The sequence below is a fragment of the Cognatazoarcus halotolerans genome (assembly GCF_009800965.1).
Lineage (GTDB): Bacteria > Pseudomonadota > Gammaproteobacteria > Burkholderiales > Rhodocyclaceae > Cognatazoarcus > Cognatazoarcus halotolerans.
In genome coordinates, this window is sequence record NZ_WUAF01000003.1 from 53,844 (window position 1) to 68,215 (window position 14,372).

The following is a 14,372-nucleotide window of genomic DNA, read 5'->3' on the forward strand; positions in this document are numbered from 1 at the left end:
ATGCTGGTGCTTCCAAGTTTCGTGCGGATTTTGCAGCGCCGACGCAGGCCATCTCGATCGGCATACCGGGGATCGACGGTCCGCTCCGGTCGCCAGGGTCTCCCCGCCAGGTACCGGAGGGCGTATATTCCGCGCTTCGCCGAAGCGCCCGAACATCGATCCAAGCCATGCCCCTGTCCAGCATCAACCCTGCCGAATATCCGTCACAACTGGCGGAGAAAGTGGCGCGCTTCAAGCACAGCTTCGCCACCCTGGATCTGCCCGAGCCGGCGGTCTTCGCTTCGGAGCCTTTGCATTACCGGCTGCGCGCGGAGTTCCGAATGTGGCACCAGGGGCCGCGGGTGGATTACGCAATGTACGCTGCCGAAGACCCCAAGACACCGGTCACCCTGCTGGACTTTCCGCCCGCCTGCGAGCCGATCTGCGCCCTGATGCCGCGTCTTCGCGAGCGGCTCGAAGGTAGCGACACGCTCGGGCGGCGCCTGTTCCAGGTCGAGTTTCTCGCCACCTTGAGCGGCGAGATGCTGGTCAGCCTGATCTATCACCGGCCGCTCGGCGAGGCGTGGGAGGTGGCAGCCCGCGAGCTCGCCGAAACATTGCAGGTGCGCCTCATCGGCCGCAGCCGCAAGCAGAAGATCGTGCTCGACCGCGACTGGCTGCTCGAGGCGTTCGAACTCGACGGCCGGCAGCTGCGCTACCAGCAGATCGAAGGCAGTTTCACCCAGCCCAACGGCGGGGTTAACCGCCAGATGCTCGGCTGGGCCCGCGCCTGTGCCAACGGGCTTGGCGGCGACCTGCTCGAGCTTTACTGTGGCAACGGCAACTTCACGGTCGCCCTGGCGCCGCTGTTCGGACGGGTGCTGGCAACCGAGGTGAGCAAGTCATCGGTGAAGGCGGCAGATTACAACCTCGCGGCTAACGCGATCGACAACGTTGCCATGGTGCGCATGTCGAGCGACGAGATCAGCGGCGCGATCGCCCGGGTGCGCGAATACCGGCGGATGAAGGACGTCGATCTGGATGCCTACCGCTTCACCACCCTGTTCGTCGATCCGCCGCGCTGCGGGCTTGATGCGGCCACCCTGTCGCTGGCCCGTGGTTTCGACAACATCCTTTATGTTTCCTGTAATCCGCAGACGCTGCACGAGAACGTCGTTGCCCTGTCGGACACCCACCGCATCGCTGCGGCAGCGGTGTTCGACCAGTTTCCCTACACCCATCACCTCGAGTGCGGGTTGCTGCTGAAAAAGCGCTGACTCAGCCGGGGCGGTACATCCTGAACAACTGTTCGGGACCGATCGAAAAGTAATCGGCGGCGCCACCGCCCCGCAGGATGTGGCCGGCGGCGGCAGTGTCGTATACGCCGTCACGGAGCAGCCGGGTGGCGATATGCACCGCGACCACCTCACCCAGCACCAGCCAGGTCGGTACCTTGGCTCCGTCTAGACCCGACAGCTGCAGGATCTGGGTCGATCGGCATTCGAAGGCTACCGGGCTTTCCGCGACCCTGGGCGGTGTCACCAGGCGCGATGCGGCCGGCGTCAGTCCGGTCAGCGAAAACTCGTCAACCTCGGGCGGAACCGCGGCGCAGCTCTGGTTCATCGCCTCGGCGAGTTCCCGGGTAGCCAGGTTCCAGACGAACTCACCTGTGGCCTCGATGTTGCGCAGCGTGTCTTTGCGCCCGATGCTGGCGAAGCCGACGATCGGCGGGGTGTAGTTGAACGCGTTGAAGAAGCTGTAGGGCGCGAGATTGAGGACTCCGTCGCTGCTTGCGGTCGAGATCCAGCCGATCGGGCGTGGTCCGACGATTGCATTGAAAGGGTCGTGCGGCAGGCCGTGGCCCTTGCGGGGTTCGTAGAAATGCATCGCTTCGGGCATGAGGCCTCCACGTAGCGGCGGGCCACCGCAGGGAAAGACGGAAATGACGACGGGGACCGAAGTCCCCGCCGGCTGTCTTGGGTTACAAGGCTTCAGCGGCCCCGGCTCTGACCTTAAGCGGCCAGTGCGAAACGCTCATCGTTGGCGTTTACAGATTTGCGCGGATTACGTCCGTCGCCTCTCGGGTTGCCTGCTCACCTTCGCCCGCCCTGTCGAAACCGGTACACCCCCACCTAAGCACACCCCGATGCGCTTAGGTGGAGGTGAGGGGAATCGAACCCCTGTCCAGAACGCCTCCAGATTGCCGGAGTTACAACCATGCAGACAATATGGGGGATGTGCCGTCGGATTTCAAGGGCGTACCGTGCGCGATCGCTTGCGGCGGTTGCCGATCCGGCGGCAAGCCTCCGGGAGCATTTCGATTTCCGCGGTGATTTTTCGCGTTCCTGCATACTGCGCCCTTGAGTAATTTTCTTTCGAGCACCGCCGCCGTGATGTATAGAAAGCCCTTCGCGATCCTCCTCTGCGCACTTGCCCTGGCCGGCTGCAACAGTGAGCCGGAGGATACCCGGCCCGGGCAGCCGGTTGCCCATCGTCGCGCCGCGTTCAAGGAAATCATCAAGGCTTTCGAGCCGATGGGCGTGATGATGCGAACCGACAGCTACGATGCGGCCAAGTTCAAGGTGCTGACGGCGCAGCTCATGGCGCGTCGCGATGTCCCCTGGCAGTATTTCACCGCGGACACGCTGTACCCGCCGAGCCATGCGCGCGCCGAGGTATGGAGCGAGGCCGACAGGTTTGCCGCTGACAAGAAGGCTTTCTTCGATGCGACCGATGCCCTGGCGAGGGTCGTCGATGCGGCAGGTGGTGCGCCCGATGAAGTGACCGCACGAAATGCTTATCGGGACGTCGAGGCTGCCTGCGAGAACTGCCACAAGACCTTCAAACGCCGGTGAGTCGATCATCCGGAGTCGTCCTGCATTGACCGGATGCGCCCCCCGCGACAAGTTCTCGTCATGTTGTCGAGACCATGTGCTTTTTGTGCTCAAGGATCGACCGGCGACTGCCGATAGGCTATGACATCGCCCTGCAGGATCGCCGTCATTCCGATGTCCACGCCGCCGTCCGCAACCCCTGTCGTCGTTTCCACCAGTCACGGACGCTCTGCCACGGCGGTGCCGGCGTGCATCGTGCGCCGGAATTTCTCCACCTTCTACCGCGCAGGCTTCAGATCCGGCGCCGATGACTCGACAGGGGTTCGGACGAGGCGGTACGGCTACCGAGATGTCCAACCGAAGCGTTCCCGTGCCAGGCTGGTCCGAGAGGACGCGGAATGAGCGATACGGCCGGACATTTCCTCGAATGGTCGTCGTATTTCGAAACCGGTCTGGAAAGCATTGACGATCAGCATCACCGCCTTGTCGAGCTGATCAACCTGCTCGGCAATCGGGTCGCGTCGACGCAGGGTGCCAGTGTGCAGACCGTCGAGCGGGTGCTGGATGGCTTCAGCCGATACGTCAGCTTTCATTTCGCCGGCGAAGAGACGCTGATGTGCGAAGCGCGTGTCGACCCGCGGCACGCCGTGCCGCATTGCAAGGCACATGCGGCTTTCCTGGTTGAGATCGAGCGGATGCGCATTGCCGCGCTGAGCGATGACGCAAGGTCGGCACCGCTACTGCTACGGTTCATCGCGAGCTGGTTGAGCGTTCACATACTCGACGCCGATCAGGCCATGACACGGCAGATTCGCGCGATAGGTTCCGGTGTCGAACCGGCGGAGGCGTTCGTTCTGCATGCAGTGCCGTCCGATCCAGGAACTGCGGCAGTGCTCGACGCGGTGGGCGTCCTGCTTGATGCGGTGACCGAACGGAATGCCGCGTCGGTTGCGGTGGAGCGGGAAGGGCAGACCTGCGTTGCCACGCCGGGGCTTGTCGGGCACGCAGTTTCGAAAGCTGGGAAGCTTGATGCATTCGGCCACTTCGCGGTCTGTTTGGCGGACGGGCTTGATGCGCCACTGGCTCGTGCTGCATCGAGGCTCGAGGCCCTGCGGGGCTGCGCGGAAAAGCTGCTCGCGTCCGACAGCGCCCAGGCTGATTCCGGGCACGACGCGGTCCGCAACGAATTCGTCAGCGCGCTCGGCGAGATCGGCAAGGAAGTGGAAGGGCTGACCGGAATCGCTTCGGCAATGCGCGACATGGCCGGGCTGGAAGTGCCGCCAACCGAGCCTGGGCGGCTGGAGAACGTACTGCAGGCGGCCGTCTCCGCGAGCGCCTGCGCGAGGGCGCCTGGCCTGGTGGTGTCATGCAACTGGGACACCCTGCCGCCGGTCCGGTTGAGCAGGTCGAGGTTGCAGCGGGCCTTCCAGGCATTGCTGGACAATGCCGCCCGTGCGGTCGGGGCGCGTGGGGCGATCCGGGTGCTGGCAGGTCGGGAGCGCGAAGAGGTCTGGGTGGACATCATCGACAATGGATGCGGCATGACGGACGACGTTCAGCACCGGATCTTCGAGCCGTTCTTTACGACCCGATCGGCCGAGGGCGGGCGCGGGCTTGGCCTGACCATGGCGCGACAGGTGGTGCTGGCTCATGGCGGGCGGATCGAGGTAAAAAGTGCGCTGAATCAGGGAAGCCGTTTTCGCGTGGTACTGCCGCGGATCGCGGCCACCGAGAATGTCGCGGCGCCGGATCTGCCAAAAAGCGAAAAGGCCCGGTCGGGTGACCGGGCCGTCGGGCGTCTCGGACCTGGCTCCTAGCGACCGGCCGCGATCGCGTTCAGTCGCGCGATCCGCTCTTCGGTGGCCGGGTGGGTCGAGAACAGCCCCCGGAGACCGCCGCCCGAGAGCGGATTCATGATCATCATCTGCGCCGTTTCGGGGTGGGCATCGGCGGTATGCATCGGAATCCCGCGAGCATAGGCATCGATCTTGGCGAGCGCGCTGGCCAGCGCCTGAGGGTCGCCGGAGATCTCGGCGCCACCGCGGTCCGCACCGAACTCGCGGGTACGCGAGATGGCCATCTGGATAAGCATGCCAGCCAGTGGCGCAAGGATCATGATGATGATCGCCACGATCGGGTTGGGTCGATCCTCCCCGTCCCGCGAACCGCCGAAGAACATGCCGAACTGTGCCAGCGAGGAGATCGCGCCAGCGACTGTCGCGGAGATGGTCGAAATGAGGATGTCCCGGTTGCGCACGTGTGCCAATTCGTGGGCCATCACGCCGCGGAGCTCACGCTCGGAAAGCATCTGCATGATGCCGGTGGTGGCCGCCACCGCGGCATGCTCGGGATTGCGTCCGGTGGCGAAAGCGTTCGGCTGGGCCTCGTCGATGACGTATACCTTCGGCATCGGCAGGCCCGCCCGGCCGGCCAGTTCCTTCACCATGTTGTAGAGATAGGGCGAGCTGGTGGCGTCCACCTGCCGCGCGTTGTACATGCGCAGCACCATCTTGTCCGAGAACCAGTATGCCCATACGTTCATTCCACCCGCAAACACCAGCGCGATCAGCATGCCTTGCTGGCCACCAAGCATGCCACCCACCGCGCCGAACAGCGCGACGATGCCAGCCATCAGGATTGATGTCTTGACCCAGTTTCCGAACATGGTCGTGTTCCGTCCTTTAACGAGTTTCCAATCGTAGCCTCAGATCAGGGTTACGCCGGAAAATTCAACGACGTCGATGTAACTGCTGGTTACGGCGTAGATTCAGCACGCATTCCGGGTATGAGTCCACCGGACTGCACGAACTGTCGTGCATCGAGGCGCCGACCCCCGGGGCGCTGCAATTCGGTGCACTTCAGTGCTCCATCGCCGCAGGCGATGGTCACGCCGGTTTCGTCACAGGCGAGGATCTCGCCGGGCTCCCCCTGGCCTGTCGTGGCAAAGGCATGCCAGATCTTTACTGCGTTCTGGTCGAACAGCGCCTGGGCCCCCGGAAACGGATTGAACGCGCGTACCGCGCAGGCGAGCTCGGTTGCGCTGCGTCGCCAGTCGAGCCGCGCCTCCGCTTTGCCGATCTTGTGCGCGTAGGTCACGCCCTGGGGCGGCTGCGGGGTGGCGTCGAGTCCACCAGGCAGCCGTGCCAGCGCCTCGACGATCAGTTCTCCGCCGAGAACGGCCAGCCGGTCATGCAGACTCCCGGTCGTATCGTCCGGATGGATCGCGATCGGCTTGCGCAGGAGCATTGCGCCGGTGTCGAGCCCCGCATCCATCTGCATGATGGTGATGCCGGTTTCCCGGTCATCGGCTTCGATCGCTCGGTGGATCGGCGCCGCGCCGCGCCAGCGCGGCAGCAGTGAGGCGTGAATGTTGAGGCAGCCATATTGGGGCAGGTCCAGAACGGGCTGCGGCAGGATGATGCCGTAGGCAGCCACGACGAGAACATCCGGCATTGCGGAGACAAGCGCTGCGCGTTCGACCTCGCTGCGAAGCCGCTGCGGTTGGGCCACCGGAATACCATGCTCGAGCGCGAGCTGCTTGACCGGGCTCGGCTGCAGCTTCATCCCGCGTCCGGCCGGGCGGTCCGGCTGCGTCAGTACCAGGGGCACCTCGTGTCCGGCAGCAAGAATGGCACGAAGTGCCGTAGCAGCGAATTCAGGGGTTCCGGCAAATGCTACTTTCATTTTCTGGGTCCGGTGATGCTGGCCCGACGTCGCCCATTGAGACTGGCGTTCAGGCAGTGATGCGGGACTTCTTGGCAAGCCGACTCTTGATCCGGTTCAGCTTCAGGCGCGAGAGATATTCGACGAAGACCTTGCCATCGAGGTGATCGAGCTCATGCTGGATGCAGACCGCGAGCAGGCCCTCTGCCTCGAGTTCGAAGGCTTCGCCCTTTTCGTCTAACGCCCTTACCTTCACCCGTTCGGCGCGGGTGACCGTTTCGTAAATGCCGGGCACCGACAGGCAGCCCTCCTCGCAGCTTTGTTCGCCCGATCGCTCGACGATCTCGGGATTGATGAAGGCGAGCAGCTTCGATCTGTCCTCGCTGGTATCGATGACGACAACCCGTAGGTGCACATTTACCTGCGTGGCGGCCAGGCCGATGCCCGGCGCCTCGTACATGGTCTCGGCCATGTCGGTGACAAGTTTGCGGATCGAATCATCCACTTGCGGGACCGGTTTCGCCTTGGTGTGAAGCCGCTCGTCGGGGTATCGAAGGATGGGGAGTAGAGCCATTTTTGCTTGCTGCGTTAAGTATTTGGATGCAGAATCTCATGCAATTTGCGAGAACCGGAGGCGTGCAGTCGGAACGAATGCACCCGATGGCGGTGCCGGCCTCTTGATGCCCCGGTCGCGCCACGATTTGATTTCCACATGGAGCCGGGGTTCCATGTTCACCTCGAGAGCGAGCGCAATGATTCGCATTATATTCCCTCTGTTGCTAGGAATTGCCACCCTGCTGCCGCTGGGGGCGGTTGCCGCGCCGGTGACGCTCGCCGACAACGCGCCCGACAGCTATGTGGTGAAGCGCGGAGATACGCTCTGGCACATATCGGGCCGCTTCCTCAAGCAGCCATGGCGCTGGCCGGAGGTGTGGCGAATGAACCGCGACCAGATCCGCAATCCGCACCTCATCTATCCGGGGCAGATCGTCTATCTCGACCGGAGCGGCCCATATCTTCGCCTTGGCAAGCCGGTCGGCTCGCTGTACGAGAAGCGCTTCCCGCAGGCCTACTCCGAGCAGCTGGGTACGCCTGTTCCAAGCATTTCGCTGGCGGCGATCAAACCTTTCCTGACGAGGCCTCTGGTTGTCGACGATGGCGTGCTGGCGCAGTCGGCAACGATCATCGCGGTCGACGAGAAGAGTGTTTACGCGGGGCCGGGTGATACCGTTTTCGCGAAGAACGTGAAACCGGGCATCGGCTCATGGCAGGTCTATCGGCCGGCAAAGGCGCTCAAGGACCCGCTCACTGGCGAGATTCTGGCTTACGAGGCCTTCCATCTCGGTGCCGCACAGGTGATTGCAGACGGCTCCCCTGCAACGCTGCGGCTCAGCGAAGCCTATCAGGAGGTGGGACGGGACGATCTGCTGGCGCCCGCAGTGGCAAGCGAGTTCTTCAGCTATGTGCCGCATGCGCCTGAATCGAAAGTCGAGGCGCGCGTGGTGTCCATCTATGACGGTGTAGACGAGGCCGGCCGCAACAACGTGATTTCGCTGAGCTTCGGACAGCGTGACGGCGCCGAAGTCGGTCATGTGCTGGCACTCTATCGTGAGCGCGGCTCGGTCGATTACCGTGACGCGGAAGGCAAGCAAACCTACAAACTCCCCGAGAAGCGCTCGGGTCTGGTGTTCGTGTTCCGGACTTTCGATCGTGTCTCCTACGGCCTGATCCTTGAGAGCGATGGCCCGGTGACCGTCGGTGATTCGGTCCGGCAGCCCTGAGCGCGGGTCGGATTCGAGGCGCGAACTTGCGGACTGGTTGCGGCTGACGCTGGCCCCCGGCGTTGGTGGGGGCCGCCAACGCCAGTTGCTGAGCGCTTATGGCCTGCCGGGCAACATTCTGTCGGCTGATCGGGGGGCGCTCGAGCGCCTGGTGGGGGCAAAGGCTGCATACGGCCTGCTCGAACACGACAGCAGCAAGCAGATAGAGGATGCGTTCGCCTGGCTCGACGAAGGCGGCAACCACATCGTTACGCTCGCTGATCCGGCCTATCCGGCAAGCCTGCTCGAAATGGCCGACCCGCCGACGCTCCTCTACGTGAAGGGTCGTATCGAGTTGCTTTCCGCACCATCGATCGCGATGGTCGGTGCGCGCTCGGCGACGGCGCAGGGTCTGGCCGACGCACGTGCGTTCGCTGCTGCGCTGTCGGCCGCCGGCCTGTGCGTAGTGAGTGGTCTGGCAATCGGCATCGATGCGGCCGCGCATGAAGGTGGGCTCAAGGCCGAGGGCGCTACGGTCGCAGTGATTGGGACCGGGGCTGATCGCATCTACCCGGCACGCAATGCAGCGCTGGCCCGTCGGATTGCAGCGGAAGGTGCAGTCGTGAGCGAATATCCGCTCGGGGCCCAACCGCTGCAACATCACTTTCCGCGGCGAAATCGCTTGATTGCCGGACTTTCGCGTGGCGTTCTGGTGGTCGAGGCCGCGATCGGCAGTGGGTCTCTGATAACCGCGAGGCTGGCCGCCGAGCAGGGTCGCGAGGTCTTCGCGATTCCCGGTTCGATACATTCGCCACTTTCAAAGGGGTGTCACCGTCTGATCAGGGACGGCGCCAAGCTCGTCGAAACCGCCGAGGATGTCCTCGAGGAGCTGTGTTGGCCCCACCGCGAGACGCCTCAGGGTGGCGCTGACGCGGCGGTTGACCGGGGCGGTGACGATGCGCCGGACGCAGCCAAATTGCTCGCGGCCCTCGGTCATGACCCCGTGACCCTCGACACCTTGCTGCAGCGCAGCGGGTTGACGCCCGAGACGCTGTCGGCCATGCTCTTGACCATGGAACTAGATGGGCGGGTCAGCCGCTTGCCGGGTGGCCGGTTCCAACGTCTTCATGTGTGAGCAAAGGCCATGTTCGATATCCTCGTCTATTTGTTCGAAACCTATGTCCATGCCGGTGCGTGTCCGGAATCGGATCAGCTCGCCCGCAAGCTCTCCGCCGCGGGCTTCGAGGAAGAAGAGATTTCCGAAGCGCTCAGCTGGCTCGAAGGGCTGCGCGGCGAAATTTCGATTCCCGATATCGGCAGCGACAGCGACTCGGTGCGTGTCTACGCCGATGAGGAGATGCGGCGGCTCGATGCCGAATGCCGCGGCTTTTTGACCTTTCTCGAGAACGCAGGCGTACTCGATGCGCTGACGCGCGAGATGATCATCGAACGGGCGATGGCGCTGTCCGACCATCGTTTGACGCGCTCGCGGCTCAAGGTGATCGTGCTGATGGTGTTGTGGCAGCAGGAACAGTCGATCGATACCCTGATCCTCGACGAACTGCTCACCGAAGAAGACGAAGATCTCGCGCTTACCTACCAGTAAGCGCCTACCGTCCGGCGCGCTTTTTTGCATGCTCCGGCGGACCTGCCTGTCCGGGCCGGCTTGCATGCGTTGCGGCGCCTTCCTTATCATGCCGTGCTTTTACAACCCATTCGGGAACCGTCCTTCGGTGCCCCTGTCAGCCACGGCATGAGCAAACAACTGATCATTGCGGAGAAACCCTCGGTTGCGCAGGACATCGCGCGTGCGCTGGGCGGCTTCACCAAGGAGAAGGACTACTTCGAGTCGGACGATTATGTTCTTTCGTCCGCGGTGGGCCATCTGCTCGAGCTGACCGTTCCGGAGGAGTACGAGGTCAAGCGAGGCAAGTGGTCTTTTGCCCATCTGCCGGTGATTCCGCCGCACTTCGCCCTGTCGCCGATCGAAAAGACCGATGATCGTCTGAAACTGCTTTCGCGGCTGATCAAGCGCAAGGACGTTACCGGCCTCATCAACGCCTGCGATGCGGGGCGTGAGGGCGAGTTGATCTTCAATTACATCGCCCAGCACGCCAAGACCACCAAACCGATCAGGCGTTTGTGGCTGCAGTCGATGACTGCGGCGGCCATCCGCGACGGGTTTGCCCAGTTGCGCAGTGCCGACGAGGTGGAAGGGCTGCGACAGGCGGCGATGTCCCGTGCCGAGAGCGATTGGCTGATCGGCATTAATGGCACCCGCGCGATGACGGCCTTCAACTCGAAGACCGGAGGATTCCACCTTACAACGGTCGGGCGCGTGCAGACCCCGACGCTGGCGCTGGTGATCGAGCGCGAAGAGAAGATCCGTGCATTCAGATCACGGGATTACTGGGAGCTTGACGCGACCTTCGGCGCCAGTGAGGGCAGTTATGCCGGACGGTGGTTCGACGAGAAGTTCAAGAAACCCGAGGGCGACGAGCATGCCGCGGCCAGCCGGTTGTGGGAAAAGGCGCAGGCCGAAGCAATCAAGGCGAAGTGCGAGGGCAAGATCGGCACGGTTGAGGAGGAGGCCAAGCCATCGACGCAGCTCTCTCCGCTGCTCTTCGACCTCACTTCGCTGCAGCGCGAGGCCAACGGCCGGTTCGGTTTCTCGGCCCGCAATACGCTCGGCCTTGCCCAGGCGCTTTACGAAAAGCACAAGGTCCTGACATATCCTCGTACCGACGCGCGTGCGCTGCCCGAGGACTATATCGGCACCGTCGGCCAGGTTCTGGCCGGCCTGCCGGCCGACTATGCGCCGTTCGCGAACAAGATCGTGGAGCACGGTTGGGTCAAGCCGAACAAGCGGATATTCAACAATGCCAAGATTTCAGACCACTTCGCGATCATCCCCACCGGTACGCAGCCAAAGAACCTGACCGAAGCGGAGCAGAAGATCTACGATCTTGTGACGCGGCGTTTTCTCGCGGTGTTCTTTCCACCTGCGGAGTACCAGGTGACCACGCGGATCACCCGCGTCGAAGGCGAGGCCTTCAAGACAGAAGGGAAGGTGTTGGTCAACCCCGGCTGGCTTGCGGTATATGGCAAGGAGGCAGCTGGCGACGACAAGGATGGCGGTGCGCAGCTGATCGCCGTGAAGGCCGGCGAGCAGGTCAGTACCGAGGACATCCTGATCAAGGCGCTCCAGACCAAGCCACCAGCCCGTTTCAATGAAGCGACGCTGCTGTCGGCCATGGAAGGTGCCGGCAAGATGGTGGACGACGAGGAGTTACGGGCGGCGATGGCCGGTCGCGGCCTCGGCACGCCGGCGACCCGGGCGCAGATCATCGAGAACCTGATCGGCGAAAACTACATGACGCGAGACGGCCGTGAGCTGGTTCCCACGGCCAAGGCGTTTTCCCTGATCACGCTACTTCGTGGCCTCGGCATCACCGAGCTTTCCTCCCCGGAGCTGACCGGCGAGTGGGAATACAAGCTTGCCCAGATGGAACGCGGCGCCCTGTCGCGGACCGAGTTCATGAATCATATCCAGGCAATGACGCGCGAGATCGTCGAGCGTGCCAAGGCCTACGAGTCGGACACGGTGCCAGGAAACTTTGCCACCCTGAGGACCCCTTGTCCCAAGTGTGGTGGTGTCGTGAAGGAGAATTACAAGAAATTTGCCTGCCAGGCCTGTGACTGGAGCGCCTGGAAGATCGTGGCTGGGCGGCAGTTTGAACTCGATGAGATCGAGACCCTCCTGTCTGAAGGCAAGGTTGGCCCGCTGATGGGTTTTCGCAACAAGATGGGGCGTCTTTTCAACGCCGAGATCAAGCTCAACGAGGACAAGCAGCCGACCTTCGATTTCGGCCAGCCCAAGGAAGACGAGAACGCCGAGCCGGTCGATTTCTCGAGTCAGGAAAGTCTCGGGGCCTGTCCGAAATGCGCTGCGCGGGTATTCGAGCACGGCATGTCGTATGTATGCGAAAAGTCTGTCGGGCCGGAAAAGAGTTGCGATTTCCGCTCGGGCAAGATCATCCTGCAGCAACCGATTGAACGTGGGCAGATGACTAAACTGCTCGCGGAAGGCAAGACCGATCTGCTCAGGGGCTTTGTATCGGCGCGGACCAACCGCAAGTTCTCGGCCTTTCTCAAATGGGATGCCTCGAGCGGCAAGGTAGGCTTCGAGTTCGAGCCAAGGGCACCCAAGGCAGCGACTGCCGCCAAGAATGCCACTGAAAAAACCCAGGCGCCCGCCACGAAGAAACCGGCACCGAAGCGGAAAAGGGCGACCGGTGAATGACTTGAAGCGGTGGGATCCGGAAGCGGTACTGGCCTTCTGGTTTCCTCGCGACAGTGTGACCGGGAGGCTGACGCCCCTCAAGCACTGGTTTGCAAAGGATCCCGACTTCGATGCGATGCTCCGGGCGAGTTTTGGCTACCTGCTGGACGATGTTTTCCGGCAGGGGGCGGCGCCTGTCTGCGTCTGCGCGCGCGAGCGCCTTGCCGGGATCGTCCTGCTGGACCAGTTCACCCGCAACGTCTTCCGTGATACGCCGAAGGCCTTCGCGGGTGATGCGCTGGCACGGACGCTTGCCGTCGAGTTGCTCGCGGATGGAGGGGATATGTCGCTGGAGCCGCTCGAACGGGTTTTTGCGTACCTGCCTTTCGAGCATTCGGAGTCAATGGCAGACCAGGATCGGGCGGTGGCGCTGTTCGATGATCTGAGCAGGCACGGCAACGAATTCACAGGGTATCTCGAGTATGCCCATCGACATCGCGATGTGATTCGTCAGTTCGGTCGATTTCCGCATCGCAATCGCATACTCGGCCGGGTCTCCACGCCGGCGGAGATCGAATATCTTGCGAGGCCGGGTTCGGGTTTCTAGCCCGTTTTCGGGACGGCATTCGGGTATCCGCAGTGTCGGGCGATGAGTGACCCGCGTTCGCGGACTCAGGCAATCGTCAGTTTTGCCAGCCAGCGATCGCGGCTGTCGACCGCTCCGCCTTCGAGCACGAAACCCCTGAGTTGCCCGCGCATGTCATGGAACAGGGCCGTCACGCCCCGCTTGTTGGCGTTTTCGTGCCATTCGCCGGGTACGTGAGGCGGGGCCATCAGCACCATGGCGCAGGCCGGCGTATTCAGGCGCAAGGGGATGGGTCGAGGATCCGGTCGGGTCGGTGTGCCGAGCAGCGTGGCGGCAAGTGCTTCGGCCTGGGCATCGACGGAAGCCGCATGGATCGGTCCTGGAAGCGCCGCACAGGCCCCGAGGGCGTAGATACCGGATGTGGAAGTGAGCAGTCGGTCGCTTACCCGGATTCCGTCCTTGCCGACCTTGATTCCCGCAGCTGCCGCAAGCTCGGTGCGTGCCCGCGGGATGGGGGCGGCGAAAACCATGTCGGCGTCGAGTTCCGAACCTCCTGCGGTCCGAATGACGAAACCGCTGTCTCCCCGGGAGTCGATCTGAACGACTCTATCGTCCATCAGCATGCGTACGCCAGCATGTGCCAGACGGGCCATCAGGCGCTGGCCTGCCAGAGTAGGGATACGATCTGCAAGCGGATAGGGTGCGGGGTCGACCATCGTGACGGTGTAGCCGCTACTCACCAGGTCGTTGGCAAACTCGCATGCCGGCACACTGGCGCCGATCAGAACAAGCGAACGGACACCCTGCAGCTGGTGATGCAGATAGGCGTAGTCACTGAGCCGGTTTACGGTCAGGACACGACTTGCTGCATCGCCTGCAAGCCTGGGTTTGGGCAACTCCGCGCCAAGAGCCAGGGCGAGCTGACCGAATGGGAGCCGTGATGTCTTGAGTACGACTTCCGATGCGCCAATATCGATTGAATGCGCGGGACTGTGCTGGTGGATCGTGATCCCCAAGCGATCCTGCATCATGCGTGCGGTGGCTTGAACGAGCTCCACGGGACGGCGGTTTGCGCCCATCGCGTAGGGCAAGGCCGATTTCGGATAGACGTCTCCGTCGTGGGCGGCCAGCAGACCGATCGGGATCGTGGCGTCACGGCGTCGGAGCGCGCGCGCCAAGGTGTAACCGGCAATGCCGGCACCGACGATCAGGATCGGTGCTGCACCCACATTTCATTCCTTTCTCCCGGCGTGATCCGGAAGTGCCGT

At 63.1% G+C, this 14,372-nt stretch carries 13 protein-coding genes and 1 other RNA gene; 8 read left to right on the forward strand and 6 right to left on the reverse strand.

What is annotated here, in order from left to right:
• The first annotated feature begins 167 nt into the window (after positions 1-167).
• Positions 168-1,256: a tRNA (uridine(54)-C5)-methyltransferase TrmA gene (trmA, locus tag GQB03_RS05220; protein ID WP_159685607.1), complete on the forward strand. Its 1,089-nt coding sequence runs from the start codon at positions 168-170 to the stop codon at positions 1,254-1,256.
• 1 nt (position 1,257) lies between these two features.
• On the opposite strand, the gene GQB03_RS05225 is transcribed toward trmA, so the two are convergent.
• Entirely contained in the window at positions 1,258-1,878 is a 621-nt protein-coding gene (locus tag GQB03_RS05225) for a flavin reductase family protein (RefSeq protein ID WP_159685611.1), read from the reverse strand.
• A 44-nt stretch (positions 1,879-1,922) separates the two neighbouring features.
• Positions 1,923-2,246, reverse strand: a transfer-messenger RNA (tmRNA) gene (gene ssrA, locus GQB03_RS05230).
• A 93-nt stretch (positions 2,247-2,339) separates the two neighbouring features.
• Here ssrA and GQB03_RS05235 point away from each other — a divergent pair.
• Positions 2,340-2,834, forward strand: a complete 495-nt coding sequence (locus GQB03_RS05235; RefSeq protein ID WP_235026957.1) for a c-type cytochrome — start codon at positions 2,340-2,342, stop codon at positions 2,832-2,834.
• 377 nt (positions 2,835-3,211) lie between these two features.
• Positions 3,212-4,630 carry a hemerythrin domain-containing protein gene (locus GQB03_RS05240; protein ID WP_159685616.1) on the forward strand — a complete coding sequence of 473 codons (1,419 nt, stop codon included), beginning with the start codon at positions 3,212-3,214 and terminating at the stop codon, positions 4,628-4,630.
• On the opposite strand, the gene htpX is transcribed toward GQB03_RS05240, so the two are convergent.
• From htpX to def, 3 genes are all read right to left on the reverse strand, one after another.
• Positions 4,627-5,478, reverse strand: a complete 852-nt coding sequence (gene htpX, locus GQB03_RS05245; RefSeq protein ID WP_159685620.1) for a zinc metalloprotease HtpX — start codon at positions 5,476-5,478, stop codon at positions 4,627-4,629. The two genes, GQB03_RS05240 and htpX, sit on opposite strands and share 4 nt — an antisense overlap.
• 89 nt (positions 5,479-5,567) lie before the next feature.
• Positions 5,568-6,497, reverse strand: coding sequence for a methionyl-tRNA formyltransferase (gene fmt / locus GQB03_RS05250; protein WP_159685624.1), 930 nt, complete (start codon positions 6,495-6,497; stop codon positions 5,568-5,570).
• Between the two features lie 49 nt (positions 6,498-6,546).
• Positions 6,547-7,050 carry a peptide deformylase gene (def, locus tag GQB03_RS05255; RefSeq protein WP_159685629.1) on the reverse strand — a complete coding sequence of 168 codons (504 nt, stop codon included), beginning with the start codon at positions 7,048-7,050 and terminating at the stop codon, positions 6,547-6,549.
• Between the two features lie 178 nt (positions 7,051-7,228).
• Here def and GQB03_RS05260 point away from each other — a divergent pair, with 178 nt between their 5' ends.
• The 5 genes from GQB03_RS05260 to GQB03_RS05280 all read left to right on the forward strand — a co-directional run bounded on the left by GQB03_RS05260 (position 7,229) and on the right by GQB03_RS05280 (position 13,125).
• Positions 7,229-8,257 (forward strand): LysM peptidoglycan-binding domain-containing protein, encoded by a 1,029-nt coding sequence (locus GQB03_RS05260; protein ID WP_159685633.1) that lies wholly within the window; start codon positions 7,229-7,231, stop codon positions 8,255-8,257.
• Positions 8,235-9,371 (forward strand): DNA-processing protein DprA, encoded by a 1,137-nt coding sequence (dprA, locus tag GQB03_RS05265; protein WP_235026958.1) that lies wholly within the window; start codon positions 8,235-8,237, stop codon positions 9,369-9,371. Before GQB03_RS05260 ends, dprA begins: the two co-directional genes overlap by 23 nt.
• A 9-nt stretch (positions 9,372-9,380) precedes the next feature.
• Positions 9,381-9,842 (forward strand): DUF494 family protein, encoded by a 462-nt coding sequence (locus GQB03_RS05270; RefSeq protein WP_159685637.1) that lies wholly within the window; start codon positions 9,381-9,383, stop codon positions 9,840-9,842.
• 147 nt (positions 9,843-9,989) lie between these two features.
• Positions 9,990-12,539, forward strand: coding sequence for a DNA topoisomerase III (locus GQB03_RS05275; RefSeq protein WP_159685642.1), 2,550 nt, complete (start codon positions 9,990-9,992; stop codon positions 12,537-12,539).
• Positions 12,532-13,125, forward strand: coding sequence for a DUF924 family protein (locus GQB03_RS05280; RefSeq protein ID WP_200832116.1), 594 nt, complete (start codon positions 12,532-12,534; stop codon positions 13,123-13,125). The genes GQB03_RS05275 and GQB03_RS05280 overlap by 8 nt, the downstream gene beginning before the upstream one ends.
• Positions 13,126-13,190: 65 nt before the next feature.
• On the opposite strand, the gene GQB03_RS05285 is transcribed toward GQB03_RS05280, so the two are convergent.
• Positions 13,191-14,333, reverse strand: coding sequence for an FAD-dependent oxidoreductase (locus tag GQB03_RS05285; protein ID WP_159685652.1), 1,143 nt, complete (start codon positions 14,331-14,333; stop codon positions 13,191-13,193).
• Between the last annotated feature and the right edge of the window lie 39 nt (positions 14,334-14,372).